A 14,153-nucleotide genomic window follows, 5' to 3' on the forward strand; every position below is an offset into this window, starting at 1 on the left:
ACCCCGACCCCGACCCACCCACACCCCACAACCCACCACCCGAGAGGACCACCCATGACCCCGACCCTGACCCACCACGAGGACATCGCCGTTCTCACGCTCGGCGACGACGAGAACCGCTTCACCCCGGACCGGCTCGACGCGATCAATGCCCACCTCGATGAGGTCGAGCAGTCGGCGAAGGGGCTCGTCACCGTGGGGTCGGGCAAGTTCTACTCCAACGGTCTCGACCTCGACTGGCTCATGGCCAACTCCGACCGCCTCGACTGGTACGTCGGCCGGATCCACGAGCTGTTCTCCCGCATCCTGACGTTCTCCCTGCCGACGGTCGCCGCGGTCAACGGGCACGCCTTCGGCGGCGGGGCGATGCTCGCGATGGCCCACGACTACCGGGTGATGCGCGACGACCGCGGCTACTTCTGCTTCCCCGAGGTGGACATCAACATCCCGTTCACACCGGGCATGGCGGCGCTGATCCAGGCCAAGACGACCCCGCAGACCGCCATCACCGCGATGAGCACGGGCTACCGCTACCCGGGGGCCGAGGCGAAGGGGGCGGGCCTCGTCGACGCGACCGCTGCGGAGGCCGAGATCGTCACCGCGGCGCTCGGGCGTCTCCAGCCGATCCTCGGCAAGGACCGCACCACGCTCGGCGCCATCAAGTCCACGATGTTCGCCTCCGTCACCGAGGCGCTGGGCCGAGGCCCCGGCGGCGTCAGCCTCTGATGCCCACCCGTCCCGGGTCGACCGCGAGTTCGGGGTAGCGCGGGGATAGATCGACGACGACGACGAGGCCCGCCGCCGCTCGGAAACCATGCCGTCGCCCGGTCACGCCGAACCGGCGGCGGCTTCGGTCGTATAGAGGCCGGTCCAGTGCCATAGTGGAACTGCACGCCCCTCGTGTCCCGGCATGCTGCCGGAACACGTGGCCAGTTCGCACGACTCCCTGCAGGTTCACGCCTGCACCGACGAGAGGAACGCAGATGGCGATCAACGACGACGACATCACCACGTCCGGCGCTCAGGGCGAGGGCATCGCCGACGGCGGTTCCAATCCGGGCGGCCATGACGGCGGCGCCGACGGGTCCGCCCACCACATGAAGGGCGAGGGCGAGGGCTTGGCTGACGGCGGTTCGAACCCGGACGGTCACGACGGCGGCGCGGACGGTTCCGCCGATGGATCCGCGAACACCGGCGAAGGGGTGGCCGACGGCGGTTCCAACCCGGATGGTGCCGACGGCGGCGCTGACGGCACGCAGTAATTGCGGGCGCTTCATCGGTGCGTCGCGTGCAGCTCGGATGAGTTCGCTGCGGGGGTGTGGGGGCAGCGGCCCCTGCTGACCCGGGCGGCCGAGCTGCCACGCGACTACTCCGACCTGCTCTCACCCGGGATGGTCGACGAGATCGTCGCCGAGCGCGGGGTGCGCACGCCGTTCGTCCGGATGGCGCGGGAGGGCACGCTCGTCGACCGGGCGTGCTTCACCCGCTCCGCGGGGTTCGGGGCGCAGATCGCCGATCAGCTCGATCCCGACGGCGTGCTCACGCAGTACGCCGCCGGGGCGACGCTCGTCCTGCAGGGACTGCACCGGTTCTGGCCGCCCATCATCGACTTCGTGCGGGGCATGACCTCGGACATCGGGCATCCGGTGCAGACCAACGCCTACATCACCCCGCCTGCCAATCGCGGGTTCGATCCGCACTACGACGTCCACGACGTCTTTGTGCTCCAGGTGTCCGGCACCAAGCGGTGGCGGGTCCACGAGCCCGTGCACCACCATCCGCTTGCGGATCAGCCGTGGACCGATCACCGCGAGGCGATCGCCGAACGGGCGAAGAACGAGCCGGTGATCGACACCGTGCTCGAGCCGGGGGACTGCCTCTACTTGCCGCGCGGCTGGGTCCACTCGGCCGAGGCGCAGGGCGAGACCTCCATCCACCTCACCGTGGGCGTGGCCCCGTTGACCGGGCACGACGTCGCCACGGCGATGATCGAGGCACTGGCCTCGGAGGAGGAGCTGCGGGCGTCGTTGCCGTTCGGGCTCGCCCCGGTCGATGCCGCCCGGGCCGAGCCTCACGCCCGCGAGGTCCTCGACGTATTGGCCCGGTTGATCGCCGAGAAACAGGACCAGCTCAGCGCTCTCGCCGGCGACGCGCTGGCTGGCAAGTACCTCGACCTCACACGACCCGCCGCGATCCGCCCGCTGGCCACCCTCGATGCCGTGGCCGCCCTCGACGCCGACACTCAGCTGCAGTTGCGCGAGGGACTCCACGCACGGGTGGACTGCACCGACTCCGACGCCGACGCCGGCAATCCCGGCACGGTGGTGTTGAGGCTGCCCACTAAGTCGGTGACGTTCCCGGCGGTATGCGCTTCCGCCCTGCGCGCTGTCCTCGAGGGTGACCCCGTGAGCGCCGGTTCGCTGCCCGGCCTCGATGCCGACGATGGCCTGGTGGTTCTTCGGCGGTTGTTGCGGGAGGGCGTGGTGGTGGCGCTATGAGCAGGCCTGCGGACTGGGAGCCGTGCAGTGATTCGTCGCTGCGCCGCGGCGATCCCCTGGACGGGTCGGGCTCCCGGGGGTTGCGGTGGCTGATGGTCGAGCTGGCCGGCCCGTGGGGATACTCGGCGTTGCTCGACTCGCCGTCACTCCTTCCGCCCGAGCTGGGTCGCGAGATCGCCGGGCGTGCCCAGGAGGCTGATGTGCGGGTTGCCGCGATCCGCAGGCCGGGTCGTCGTCGTCACACCGATGAGCAACGCTGGCGGTGGGCGCTCGCGGACGCTCGGCCCGGGCATGAGTCGCTGCGGTGGGGCGAGGTCGACGGCCCGGTCGGGTACGCCGAGATCCCCCTCGACGGTTCCGCCGGCACCCCGTCAGCGGACCCGCTGGTCGCCGTGTGCGCGCACGGCAAGCACGATCAGTGCTGCGCGGTGCGGGGGCGCAGCGCCGCGGCGCGGATCGCCGAGCGGCATCCGGAGGCGACCTGGGAGTGCTCGCACCTGGGCGGCGACCGCTTCGCCGCGACGATGCTCGTCCTGCCGCACGGACTCTTCTACGGCCGCGTCGACCAGGCGGAGGATCCGGCCGACATCGTCACCCGCTACACCCAGGGCCGGGTCGACGATCGGTATCTGCGCGGACGCAGTAGTCACTCGGCGGCCGTGCAGAGCGCGCAGCATCACGCCCGGGCGGTGGAGCCCGACGACCGCATCGACGCCTTCGCCCCCGTGCGCGTGGTCGAACGAGACGAGCACGTCGAGGTGACGCTCGAGGGGCCGCGCGGTCCGGTCGAGGTGTGGCTGCGGGAGACCTACTCGGAGCCGATCTTCACGATGTGCCGGGCCCACGCCCCCGGGCCGGTCCGGCAGTGGGAGCTGATCGAGGTCAGGGGCGGCGGGTAGGGCCGGACGTCGGGGCGAGGTGGAGCGAGGATGGTCGAACCACGTGTGGCTCCGCGGAGACGTCCTCGACCGCGGCTCCTCGGGGACTCCGCACGCGAAAGGACAGGCGACGTCGATGCAGCCGTTGATCCGCGCCGCGAGCCTGCGCGGGTTCGCTGAGCTCGTCACCGAACTCGGCGGGGATCCGGATCGGCTGCTCGCGCGGTTCGGCATCGAGCCAGAGACGTTGGCGGACGAGGACGGGCTGCTGTCGATCACCGACCACGACCGGATGCTCGATGTGGCGGCAGCCCACCTGCGCTGCCCGGACCTCGGTCTGCGGCTGGCCGAACGGCAGGACGTGACGATTCTCGGCCCCATCGCGCGCGCGATCGGATCGTCGCAGACCCCCGCGGAGGCGCTGGAGTGCGCGGCTCGGTTCATGTTCGTGCACAGCCCCGCGCTGAGGATCGAGGTCGCCGACGACCCGTGGGGCCGGCGCGGCGTGATCGCCCTGACCTACCGCAAGGAGTTGACCGAGTCGCCGTACTCGCCGCAGGCCGCCGAGCTGGGGCTGGGGGTGTTCTACCGGGTGGCCGTGCATCTGGTCGGGCAGTCCACCGGGTTGCGGTCGGTGGAGGTGCCGCACGGACCACTCTCGCCGGTCGGCCGGTATCTGGGCTTCTTCGGCGTCGACGTGAAGTTCGACCGGCCCGCGGCCGCGCTGTGTGTCGACCGTCGGATGTTGGATGCCACGTTCGCCTCCGCAGATGAGGATCTCCGTCGCGCGGCCCTCGATCACCTGACGGGCTCGTACTCCGACCCGTCGGACTCGGTGGCTCACCAGGTGCGCCGCCTCGTGGGGGAGCGCCTTCCCGGCCGCGTCCCCACCCTCGCCGAGGTGGCCGGGGCGCTCCTGCTCCACCCGCGGACGCTGCAACGTCGCCTCGCCGCCGTCGACACCACCTACGGCCGGGTCGTCGACGACCTGCGTCGGGATCGCGCGCACCGGTTCATCACGACCAGCGACCTGTCCTTCACCCAGATCGCCGACCTGGTCGGTTTCGCCGAGCAGGCCACGCTCAGCCACGCGGCGCGCCGGTGGTTCGGTATGTCCCCCGGGGAGCTGAGGCGGACCACCAACCTGTCGCCCTGACACAAGTTTCCCGCCGCCGGACACCGGATGCTGGTGTCGACCGCGGGAACGACCGGCGCCCCCCGGGCGGCCACCCCATCGGCGAGGAGGAGCGAACGATGCTGCGCGAAGATCCACCGCGTTCGGACCAGGTGTCCGGACCCATGCTCGAGCAGATCGGAGCGCGGCCGATCCCCGAATTCGACGGCGTCCACGACGTGTGGCCGCGGGGCGAGCGGCTGAGGGCGGTGCGCTCGGCGGCCGCCGAGTACAAGAAGCGGTTTGTGCAGCAGGGGCAGGTGCGGGCGGTGCGGTCAGTCGACGTGGCCGGGGCGCCGTACCCGGTCAAGTACGCCTTCGACAACGCGGTGTCGGTGCCCAGCCTGCCGTTGGTCACCATGATCAACCGCATGGTGGTGGTCCAGTACGACGACTGGAACGGTCGGCCCCGCACCCTGGTGTTCGAGCCGACCGTCCCCGCCGGTTCCGCCAAGGCGCCGTTCTACGCCAATCTGGAGAGGCTGGTCGACGCCGTCCCCGGCGGCCGCCTGGCCAGCAAGGCGATTCTCAAGTACTTCAACGAGCCCGGCGAGGCCCTGGCGAAGGTGGGGCTGCGGCCGGAGCACGTGGACTTCCTCACGTTCGACCACCTGCACGTGCAGGACCCCCGGATGATTCTCGGCTCGAGCGAGGTGATCGCGGGCGAGCCGACGCCGCGCACCGCCCTGTTCGGCGACGCGCAGCTGCTCGTGCACCGCCGCGAACTGGCCACCCTGGAGGACCTGCACCCCATGCAATGGGCCTGGTACGTCGAGGACGGCCTCGACGGCGTCCCCCGGGACAAGTTCGCCGTGTTCGACGGCGACATCGAGCTCGGCCCCGGCATCGCCCTGCTGTGGACGCCCGGCCACACGGACGGCAACCACTCGCTGGTCATCAACACCCCGGACGGCGTGTGGGTGTCCTCCGAGAACGGCATCTCCCTGGACAACTGGCAGCCGGAGCTGTCGAAGATCCCGGGCGTGCGCCGCTACCACCGCGAGTATGGCCGCGAGATCTGCCCCAACGCCAACACCCTCGAGGACGCGCTGGACCAGTACGACTCCATGATCAAGGAGAAGACCCTCGCCGACCCGTGCCCGACCGACCCGCGCTGGCTGCAGATCCTGCCCTCCACCGAACTGGCGCCGTGGAAGCGTTTCTGGCCGGTGGTGCCGACGTACTGCCACGGTGGGATCTCCTACGGCGAGATCCGCGCCGGACTGAGGGACGGGAAGTGACGACGACGAGGACCCGCAGCGCGCTCGTGACCGGGGCCGGTCGCGGCCTGGGCCGAGATATCGCGGGCCTGCTGGCCGACCGCGGATATCGCGTCATGATCACCGATCTGGACGAACAGTCGTCCCGGACGGCGGCCGCGGAGATCGGGCGGGGCGCGCTCTGGGCCGCTGTCGACGTCCGCGATCGCGGGCAGGTCGACGAGGCCCGGGACCGGCTGGTCGCGGAGACCGGGGGCGTGGACGTGTGGGTCAACAACGCCGGCGTCCTGCTCACAGGCCCGGCGTGGGAGCAGACCGACGACCAGCGGCGGCTCATGCTGGACGTCAACGCGCTGGGGACGATCAACGGCACGGTCGCCGCGATCGAGGCCATGCGCGCCCGCAGCGTTGGTATCCCGGGCACCGGCGCGACCGGCAGTGGCGGGCACATCGTCAACATCGTCTCGCTGGCGGGGATCTCCGCGGTCCCGGGCGAGGCCGTCTACGCGGCGTCCAAACACGCGGTGATGGGCTTCAGTTCCAGCACGGCCGCCGACCTGCGGCTGGCCGGGGTGGACGATATCGACATCTCGTGCATCTGCCCGGACGGCATCTGGACCCCGATGCTCTTCGACAAACTCGAGGACCCGCAGGCGGCGCTGTCGTTCTCGGGTGTCCTCCTGCAGTCGGAGGACGTGGTGCGCGCGGTGGGCAGGGTGCTGGAGTCGCGGCGCCCGGTTACGGCCGTCCCGGCTAGGCGCGGGGCGCTGGCCAGGCTGGGTGCCGCGTTCCCCCGCCTGGCGTCCGCCCTCCTGCCGCTGATGGCCGCCAAGGGTCGCCGGAAGCAGCGCACTCTCCTACGAACGCAAGGATCGTCCCGCTCTTGACCACTCGGACAGACCCCTCCGTGACCATCCATCGTGAGGTCGACCTGCAGTCCCGGTTGCTCTACTGGGCCGGGCGGGCGACGCTCCGTCAGGTGTACCGCTTCTGGCCCATGACCGGCGCCGGGATCCGGGGGCTGGCCGCAGTCGAGCGCGGGTTCTCGCGACTGGCGGGCCCCGCCGGGGTGCGTGTGGAACGGACCGTGCTCGGCGGCACGGCGGCCGAGACGTCGACCCCCGATTCCGTCGGCCCGGACGCATTGGCCGACGTGACCCTGCTCTACCTCCACGGCGGCGCGTTCGTCTTCTGCGGCCCCGGCACCCACCGTGGGCTCTGCGGCCGGCTGGCGATGGACCTCGGCGTGACCGTGCACTCGCTGGACTACCGGATGCTGCCGGAGGTCGACCTGGCGACCGTGGTCGCGGATGCCTACGCCGGGTATCGCGCTCTGTCCGAGCAACTGCCCGCGGATCACCGGATCGTGGTGGCCGGGGACTCGGCGGGCGGGTACCTGGCCGCCGCGATCTGCGAGTTGGCCGCCCGCGATGGCGTCCGCCAGCCCGCCGCGATGGTGGGCTACTCGCCCCTGCTCGACGTCGATGGCGAGGTGCGTGAGGGGCCGTGGGCCACGCGCGACTCCTACCAACCGGCCGTCACGGTGCAGCGGTTCCAGAGGCTGTGGCAGCACCACGCCGACGGGCTGGAGAGCAGCCGTTCGATGCTCACCTGCGATCCGGAGGTGTTCCCGCCGACGCTGATCACCCTGGCTGCGGGCGAACTCGTGGAATCGGCCGCGCTCCAGCTGACCGAACGCCTCCACGCGGCCGGGCGGCCCGTCGAGACCCATCGGTGGTACTCGGCAGTCCACGCGTTCCCGGTGCTCGCCGGCCTGACCCCGCACAGCCGCCACGCCGGCAGGATCACGGCCGAGTTCTTGCGCCGAACGATGACGGCGCCGGTCTCACAGCGCCCTCTCTCAAGACATGCACGAGATGGGTCTTGACGGTGCCTTCGGACAGGTGCAGCGACTCGGCGGGCTGCCGGTTGCTCGAGCCCCCTCGGCCACGGCGCGCAGGACCTCGGACTCCCGGTCCGTGAGCACCGGCCGAGGACCACGCATCCGGCTCAGTAGCCGGGCGGCGACCGCTTCGCCGCGACGATGCTCGTCCTGCCGCACGGTCTCTTCTACGGCCGCGTCGACCAGGCGGAGGACCCGGCCGACATCGTCACCGCCTACACCGAGGAGCGGGTCGACGAGCGGTACCTGCGTGGACACAGTAGCCGCTCGGCGGCCGTGCAGAGCGCCCAGCACCATGCCCGCGCGGTGGTGGGAGCTGATCGAGGTCAGGGGCGCGTAGGAAGCGTCAGTGCGTCAGACGGTCTCCACCACGGGCTCGGACAGGGAGTCGGCCGCGGCCTCGGCGGCGGTCTCCTCGAGCGGGATGGTGCAGGCCAGGGGCTCGCTGCCGGACCAGTCATGGCCCCAGTAGCTGTCGGCGGTGATGTTCTGGGGCAGGTACTGGTTCTCGTCCACCATGAGGCCGTCGTAGCCGTACTCGATGTCCCAGCCGCCGGGCGCGCGCAGGTAGTAGGACACCATCTTGTCGTTGGTGTGGCGACCGAGGGTGGAGGAGATGCCGAACCCGTGCTCGGTGGTGCGCTCCATCGCCTGGGCGACCATGTCCATCTCGGCCACCTCGAGCATGATGTGGACAATCCCGGGGCCCATGTGCGGGGCGGGCATCACGGCGAAGCTGTGGTGGCGGGGGTTGACACCCATGAACTGGATCCGCAGCGGAGGCATGCCGGGCGCGGACGGGAACGGGAACGCGCCGCGGGTGTGGAAGCCCAGCACGTCGCGGTAGAAGCCGATGGTGGCGTCGTAGTCGGTGGTGGGGACCACGAGGTGGCCCAGGCCCAGCTCGTCGGTCACGAACTCGGTGCGGTACTTGGTGGAGACCGTGGAGTGGTCCAGCTCGGCGCCGTGGAAGATCTCCAGGCGCTGGCCGCAGGGGTCCTCCAGGGTGATCGCGCCGTCGACCTTGATGGCCTGCGCCTCGTCGTGGGTGAGGTCGCGGTAGGCGATGCCGTGCTCGGTGAGGGTGGCCCGGACGCGGTCCAGGGCGATCTCGTCGCGCACCTCCCAGCCCACCGCGGCGAGGTTGTCCTTCTCGGCGCGGCGCAGCGTGATGCGGCGGGCGCGCTCGTCGAGGCGCAGGTGGAGGGTGTCATCGTCGCCACCGGCGCCCACGCCCAGGTCGAGGACGTCGTGGGCGAGGGTGCGCCAGCGGTCGAGGTCGGTGGTGTCGATTCTGAGGTAGCCGAGGGCCCGGATGTCGCCCATGGAGTGTCCTTTCGCCGATGAGGGTCCCGGCGTGCCGGGGTACCGCCGTCCGCCGCGCCGCGCGCGCCGTAGGGAGGGTGAGGACACTGTGACCGCGCTGTGGCGCGCATCACCACTCGATTCCGGTGGGTGGGAAAGGTGCAGGTGGGGCGGGGGGTGTCAGGGCGGCGACGACGAGGATTAGCCATTGCACGGAGGAAGCCGCCGCCGGGTCACGCTGATCGGGCGGCGGTTCCGATGCGGCTACGCCCCGATAACCGACGCTTCCGCGAGCACTTCCGCTGGCATGGAGCGGTGAAGCCGCCAGCGGAACCGAATAGGCTTGTCACCTCCGTACGACTCGATATCGGCTCCCCCTAATAGGAGGAAAGGCGCCGTGCCGACTTCGTCATCCGGCGAATTTCGGACTGCCAAGAGAATGTTCGTGCCGTTTTCTTTGTGTGCGATGTATCGCCTGCCGGTGGGCGATGCTTGTCTTGTCGTGGACTGGGACTCCCAGTCAAACAAGTCCTTTGTTACCGGGATGTCGCGGTACATCGTGGTCTGGCTGAACGTCTTCTCGTCCTTGTGCAGGTTGATTAGGAAGAGATCAGTTTCGACTTCAGGGGACCATAGAACCCCCTCGCGGTGGGTGCCGGGTCGGCGGTCCATCGACGTCCAATTGAGACCGGAGAGTAGCTCTTCGCGCTGGTAGCGCGCATGGGAGCGGAGCGGGAGGTTGCTTAGAGAACCACCGAGAGGCAGCGGCAGCAATTCGATGTTGTCCCTAGCGGCTTCCATCAGTTCGGGAATTTCATCGAGAACGCTCGGGTATCGGGACAGAAGCTCCACCGCGTCATCGAATCGGTCGAATTTGTCGCGGGGAAACATGAAGTCGATGAGCATCCGTGCCCATGGATCGGATTCACTTACTGAATCGCCGTTGCGGATGGCCCTCGCGACGTGTGTGTACCCGTCGATACGGTCGAGGTCGTCCACAGTTCGCAGTCGGTGGAGGCGCTTGAGGAGGGAGTGCTCATCCTTTGGGACCGCGGGATCTCCCTTGGCCTTGACGACCACTGTGTGCCACGACCGATCCGCCCTGTAGACGTCATCTAGCGTGCGGTTGGTCTCTCGAAGAAAAGCCGACAGCGTTTTCTCCACTCCAACTGTTCGTAGGTCAGCCACTAGCGCGGTCATCTTCGAGTTGTTGGCTGCGCGCTTGACGGACTCCAGCACCTCGGCGCGGGTAATCTCGTCGAGAACAATCCGGGACGCACCTGGCAAGGTGGGGTATCCCTTCTCGAGGTCTTGTCCGAGCTCCCTCCGGGTGCGGCCGGTCATTAACAGGTACCGGGCGGATACGTCAAAGTCGGCGCGGTGATGGCCCACGAAATCGAGAACGGTGAGCACTGACTTGGCGGGTGACCTACGCAGCCCGCGGCCCAGCTGCTGGATGTAGACGGTCGAACTTTGAGTCGGCCGGAGCATAAGCACCACGTCAACCTCGGGAATATCAACGCCCTCGTTGAATACGTCCACCGTGAAAATGCAGTTGATGCGACCTGCTCTAAGGTCACTGATGCCGCGTTCGCGATCCTCGCGAGCGGTTTTAGCGCTGATCGAGATTGCAGGAATCCCACGGTCTGTGAACCACTTAGCCATGTATTCGGAGTGCTCGATGGTCACGCAGAAACCGAGAGCACGCATAGCTCTCGCGTCGAGCACCTTCTCTCGAAGTGCCCGGTAGATGAGGGCGCTACGAGCATCGTTGCCGGTGTACAAGTTCGACAGCTGAGTGGGGTCGTATCCGGACGACGTCCATTTGACGGTACTGAGATCCGTCTCGTCCGAGATTCCGTAGTAGTGAAAGGGACACAGAAGATCTTGGTTGAGGGCGTCCCACAGGCGGAGCTCAACCGCGGTTCGTCCACCGAAGAACTTGCTGACGTCTACCCCGTCGGCTCGCTCGGGCGTCGCTGTGAGTCCTAGTAACTCCGATGCCTCGTAGTTTTCTAATAAATGCTGGTAGGTAGCTGCCTCTGCGTGGTGAAACTCGTCGACGACAATGACGTCCCATGACGAAGAGATTCCGGCCTGTGCTCCGCGGCTAATCGACTGGATGCTCGCAAATACATGGGTGCCTCGACTCGGTCGCTCGCCGCCCACAAGTAGTTCTCCAAAATTCTGGTCGCCGAGAACGCTTCGGTACGTTGCAAGCGCCTGAGTCAGAATCTCCTTCCGGTGGGCGACAAAGAGGAGGGTGGGGTAAAGGCCGGCCGATGGATCGCACATCCGCTGATAGTCGAGTGCGGCGACGACTGTCTTGCCGGTGCCGGTGGCGGCGACGATCAGATTGCGATGTCGGCCGAAGACCCTCCGCTCTGCCTCCAGCGCTTCCAGCATGTGGCGCTGATGAGGGTAGGGCGTGAAGTGAATGGCTGTGGGTGCAGCGAGGAGGGCAGTGTCGTTAGTCAGATCGGTGTGTTGGTGGCCGTCCGGCGAGACACCTGGAGCAGTTGGTTCTTCGTGCATGTCGCTGCCGCGGGCGGAAGCCGTGGAGTGCTCGAGGTCCAGATCTCCCGCAGCTTCATGCGGTCTGGCGGAGTGTTCGCGCTTAGAGAAGTGCCCGGCCGACGCGAGGGCGGCATCTAACCGTGCTGCATCGCGATCTGGGTCGTACTCTTCGAATTCCTGTGAACTCCAGTACGAGTCGAAGACCTTGGAGAACTTGGCAATTTCTGTGCTACTTGCCGCTTCCGCGAGTCGAATGTTCCATTCTAGACCGTCCACAAGGGCTGGCTTCGAGAGGTTGGAGCTACCAACGTAGGCGGTGTTGAAGCCAGAATAACGGTGGAAGAGCCAGGCTTTTGCGTGCAACCGCGTCGACGATATCTCGTACTTGATGCGAACTTGCGCTCCGAATTCTCGGACGAGGATGTCTAGCGCTGGGCGGTTCGTAGCGCCCATGTAAGTCGTGGTAAGGACGCGGAGTGGTACATTGCGACGTTTCAGCCCGGCAAGTTGGTTCTCAATAACTCGAACACCGGAGAATTTTACAAACGCACAGAGCAAGTCGACTCGGTCTGCTGTCTCCATCTCGAGGGATAGCTCGTTGCCGAGATTTGGCTCGTCACGAGCGTTTGTCAGCAGCGCTCCGGAGGTGAACGGATGTGAGGGTCTATTCGGATGGCGATTGCCGTGGGCTGTGAGAGCGTGAAGCAGCCGGGAAGCCGTAATCTCATGCTCATCGCCGAAGGACTTTAGTACGGACCTTGCGAGCTCTAGCTGATCCGCGGCGGGCTTACCAGATAGGCGGTCGTGGACCACCGACTGGATATAGCGAGAAAGTGCAAGCGAGAGTTCAGTGTCATCGGGCGTTGCATACTGTGCAACCGCGTCAGTTGCATGAATACGGCGCTCGAGCGGAGGAGTGACTAGGGATTCGTAGACTCCGTGCGGTAAAGGTTCGGTCACTCGCGGGACTCTAGCAGTGCTTCAATTGTTGGTAGGTCTGGTTTCGCCCAATCCAGGTCGCGAATTGCCTCGTATGGCTGCCACGTGATCTTGTCATGATCCGAGCTATCAGAGGGGTACTCGTCCGCGCTAACGAAATAACAGGCGAGGTCAATGACCTTGTCGCCGACGAGTGTGCTCGACCGGTCAATTAACCTGCCCACGGAGATGTCTAGGCCTAGTTCCTCTGAAATCTCACGGCGAAGGGCGTCTTGCGGTGACTCGTCCGGCTCTACCTTCCCCCCAGGGAACTCCCACTTTCCTCCGGCCGAGCGCCCTGGGGAACGGCGGAACGCCAATACTGCGTCTTCCGTGCTGAACACAGCGCCAACCACGGTAATTGTCTTTGCCATCTCGTCCTCGGGCAGGTGTCAGTACTCGTCGGTCCCTGTTCTACCCGACAGGTCCCGCTGAGACTCCGCCGGGAGACACCGGCCATGGTTGAGGGGATCATCGGGCCATGTCGCCCCAGTCGGTGAATCCCGACGGATCGTGGCGGCCCAGGTTCGCGTGCTCGAACAGGCCCCAGCCCACGTCACCGTTGCAGGTCGCGCGGGCCACGTGGTCGATGGTGTTGAACGGCAGCATCGCCACCACATCGGGGGAGGTCATGTCGTAGGTGACCGACTCGCTCCACTCGCGGCCCATCCAGCGGCCGTGCGACCACGCCGGGTCGCCCACGTACCCCGAGCCCATGCTCAGCGGCACGCCGCCGAGGGTCTCGACCTCCAGCAGCAGCGGCTCGCCGCGGGGCGTGGTCAGGTGCAGGCGCGCGCAATCGGGATGGCGGGTGCCGCTGCGGTAGTCGACCACCAACCGCGGCCAGCCCAACTGCTCGATCCGGCCGTCGGCGAACACCCGACTCGCGTGGTTGAGCGTCCGGTGGCCGTCGGGGCTCTCCTGGAGGATGACGACCATCGCGTAGTCGTCAAAGCGCAACGGAATGTAGGTCCACCAGAAGCCCTCGCGCGGCTCGGCCGCCCACCGGCCGGCGGGATCCGACTCACCGCTCGGCCGGATGCCCCACGAGCGGTCCCGCGTCCCCAGCCACACGTCGGGATCCACGGCGAAGTCCCGGCCGTCGACCGAGAGCGTGCCCGACCAGCTGCCCACCTGCGCGAACCGGCTCGCGTCGAGCATCGCGCGCGTGCCCTCGAGCAGCACGTGCCGGTCCTCGAGCACCGCGTCGAACGACCCCTCCCACGTCATGTCCACCGACAGGTCCGGGTGCTCGCACACCAGCCGCATGGTGCGCAGCGGCTCGATCACCTCGATCCGGAACCCTCCCACCGCGGGAGCGAGCGACCGGGCATCAAGCGCATCGGAGAACCGCACGGATCGCTGGGTGTCGCCGTGGCGGACGGTGACGAACGCGTCCACGACCCCGAGGTTGGGATACACACCGAACCCCGTCACCAGGAACACGTCGCCGGTGCGGTCGTGCGCGTTGAAGTAGTAGCGGTCGTAGAAGTTCCGGTCGCTCGTGCCGACCTGTGCCATCGGCAGCGGCGTCTGGTGGACGGGGAACTCGTCGAGGGGGGTGGGTTTCACGTGGATCCTCGGGGCCGGGGGAGGCGGTCGGGCGGTGCGGTGGGACGGACGATATGCGCGGTGCGGTGCTTGAGGCGGGCTCTCGGGGCGGTCCGGTTGGGCGGGCGA

The 14,153-nt window shown here is 67.8% G+C and carries 12 protein-coding genes and 2 pseudogenes; 9 read left to right on the plus strand and 5 right to left on the minus strand.

Annotation, left to right across the window (positions count from 1 at the left end):
- Positions 1–54: 54 nt before the first annotated feature.
- From G6R20_RS01470 to G6R20_RS01505, 8 genes are all read left to right on the plus strand, one after another.
- Positions 55–726 (plus strand): enoyl-CoA hydratase/isomerase family protein, encoded by a 672-nt coding sequence (locus G6R20_RS01470; protein ID WP_163375388.1) that lies wholly within the window; start codon positions 55–57, stop codon positions 724–726.
- Positions 727–983: 257 nt separating this feature from the next.
- Complete coding sequence (locus G6R20_RS01475; RefSeq protein WP_061917080.1) at positions 984–1,262, plus strand: hypothetical protein; 279 nt, start codon at positions 984–986, stop codon at positions 1,260–1,262.
- Positions 1,263–2,498: a cupin domain-containing protein gene (locus G6R20_RS01480; RefSeq protein ID WP_163375389.1), complete on the plus strand. Its 1,236-nt coding sequence runs from the start codon at positions 1,263–1,265 to the stop codon at positions 2,496–2,498.
- Complete coding sequence (locus G6R20_RS01485) at positions 2,495–3,397, plus strand: sucrase ferredoxin (protein WP_163375390.1); 903 nt, start codon at positions 2,495–2,497, stop codon at positions 3,395–3,397. Before G6R20_RS01480 ends, G6R20_RS01485 begins: the two co-directional genes overlap by 4 nt.
- 115 nt (positions 3,398–3,512) lie before the next feature.
- Positions 3,513–4,532: an AraC family transcriptional regulator gene (locus G6R20_RS01490; protein ID WP_120284854.1), complete on the plus strand. Its 1,020-nt coding sequence runs from the start codon at positions 3,513–3,515 to the stop codon at positions 4,530–4,532.
- Positions 4,533–4,630: 98 nt separating this feature from the next.
- On the plus strand, positions 4,631–5,791 hold the full coding sequence (locus G6R20_RS01495; RefSeq protein WP_240341223.1) for a hypothetical protein: 1,161 nt from the start codon (positions 4,631–4,633) through the stop codon (positions 5,789–5,791).
- Positions 5,788–6,657, plus strand: coding sequence for an SDR family oxidoreductase (locus tag G6R20_RS01500; protein ID WP_163375391.1), 870 nt, complete (start codon positions 5,788–5,790; stop codon positions 6,655–6,657). The genes G6R20_RS01495 and G6R20_RS01500 overlap by 4 nt, the downstream gene beginning before the upstream one ends.
- Positions 6,658–6,767: 110 nt before the next feature.
- The gene (locus tag G6R20_RS01505; protein WP_240341264.1) at positions 6,768–7,658 is read left to right on the plus strand and encodes an alpha/beta hydrolase; all 891 of its coding nucleotides are present in this window, start codon (positions 6,768–6,770) and stop codon (positions 7,656–7,658) included.
- On the opposite strand, the pseudogene G6R20_RS18600 reads toward G6R20_RS01505, so the two are convergent.
- A pseudogene (locus G6R20_RS18600) lies at positions 7,636–7,799 on the minus strand (LuxR C-terminal-related transcriptional regulator); the annotation flags it as partial. The gene G6R20_RS01505 and the pseudogene G6R20_RS18600 sit on opposite strands and share 23 nt — an antisense overlap.
- Between G6R20_RS18600 and G6R20_RS18605 the strand changes: the two are divergent.
- Positions 7,791–7,976 (plus strand): annotated as a pseudogene (locus tag G6R20_RS18605) (sucrase ferredoxin); the annotation flags it as partial. The pseudogenes G6R20_RS18600 and G6R20_RS18605 sit on opposite strands and share 9 nt — an antisense overlap.
- Before the next feature lie 51 nt (positions 7,977–8,027).
- On the opposite strand, the gene G6R20_RS01510 reads toward G6R20_RS18605, so the two are convergent.
- From G6R20_RS01510 to G6R20_RS01525, 4 genes are all read right to left on the minus strand, one after another.
- A complete protein-coding gene (locus G6R20_RS01510) occupies positions 8,028–8,999 on the minus strand; it encodes a VOC family protein (RefSeq protein ID WP_163375393.1) in 972 nt (323 codons plus the stop codon).
- 243 nt (positions 9,000–9,242) lie between these two features.
- Entirely contained in the window at positions 9,243–12,455 is a 3,213-nt protein-coding gene (locus tag G6R20_RS01515) for a DUF3427 domain-containing protein (protein WP_163375394.1), read from the minus strand.
- Entirely contained in the window at positions 12,452–12,847 is a 396-nt protein-coding gene (locus G6R20_RS01520; protein ID WP_163375395.1) for a (deoxy)nucleoside triphosphate pyrophosphohydrolase, read from the minus strand. The genes G6R20_RS01515 and G6R20_RS01520 overlap by 4 nt, the downstream gene beginning before the upstream one ends.
- A gap of 97 nt (positions 12,848–12,944) precedes the next feature.
- Positions 12,945–14,045 (minus strand): hypothetical protein, encoded by a 1,101-nt coding sequence (locus G6R20_RS01525; protein WP_240341224.1) that lies wholly within the window; start codon positions 14,043–14,045, stop codon positions 12,945–12,947.
- Between the last annotated feature and the right edge of the window lie 108 nt (positions 14,046–14,153).

Source organism: Dietzia sp. Alg238-R159 (assembly GCF_900537145.1).
In the GTDB taxonomy this organism is placed as follows: Bacteria; Actinomycetota; Actinomycetes; order Mycobacteriales; family Mycobacteriaceae; genus Dietzia; species Dietzia kunjamensis.

What these genes read in the sequence shown, in the direction of transcription:
- G6R20_RS01470 (WP_163375388.1), top strand. Translation starts at nt 55, where the DNA reads ATGACCCCGACCCTGACCCACCACGAGGACATCGCCGTTCTCACGCTC.
- G6R20_RS01475 (WP_061917080.1), top strand. Translation starts at nt 984, where the DNA reads ATGGCGATCAACGACGACGACATCACCACGTCCGGCGCTCAGGGCGAG.
- G6R20_RS01485 (WP_163375390.1), top strand. Translation starts at nt 2,495, where the DNA reads ATGAGCAGGCCTGCGGACTGGGAGCCGTGCAGTGATTCGTCGCTGCGC.
- G6R20_RS01490 (WP_120284854.1), top strand. Translation starts at nt 3,513, where the DNA reads ATGCAGCCGTTGATCCGCGCCGCGAGCCTGCGCGGGTTCGCTGAGCTC.
- G6R20_RS01495 (WP_240341223.1), top strand. Translation starts at nt 4,631, where the DNA reads ATGCTGCGCGAAGATCCACCGCGTTCGGACCAGGTGTCCGGACCCATG.
- G6R20_RS01505 (WP_240341264.1), top strand. Translation starts at nt 6,768, where the DNA reads ATGACCGGCGCCGGGATCCGGGGGCTGGCCGCAGTCGAGCGCGGGTTC.
- G6R20_RS01510 (WP_163375393.1), bottom strand. Translation starts at nt 8,999, where the DNA reads ATGGGCGACATCCGGGCCCTCGGCTACCTCAGAATCGACACCACCGAC.
- G6R20_RS01520 (WP_163375395.1), bottom strand. Translation starts at nt 12,847, where the DNA reads ATGGCAAAGACAATTACCGTGGTTGGCGCTGTGTTCAGCACGGAAGAC.